1 protein-coding gene is annotated in these 269 nt (G+C 44.6%); it reads left to right on the forward strand.

Annotated features, from left to right (window positions below; translation table 11 throughout):
• Positions 1-269, forward strand: a 269-nt coding sequence (locus L9G74_RS24180) for an ATP-dependent Clp protease proteolytic subunit (RefSeq protein WP_238898644.1), incomplete at both ends; no start/stop codon positions are given.

The raw sequence follows: 269 nt of genomic DNA on the forward strand, positions 1-269 counted from the left end.
ATTTATGATGCAATGATGCAGTTGGAAAATGAGATACACACAGTGGCGGTTGGATCTGCTATAGGTCAAGCCTGTTTGCTACTTTCAGCAGGGTCTCCGGGTAAACGCTTTATGATGCCACATGCTAAAGCCATGATTCAGCAGCCTCGTATTCCTTCCTCTGGGTTGATGCCTGCAAGTGATGTTCTTATTCGTGCAAAGGAGGTGATAATTAACAGGGACAATCTGGTTAAACTACTTGCCAAACACACGGGAAATTCAGAGGAAAC

This window comes from Shewanella electrica, assembly GCF_022321485.1.
Lineage (GTDB): Bacteria > Pseudomonadota > Gammaproteobacteria > Enterobacterales > Shewanellaceae > Shewanella > Shewanella electrica.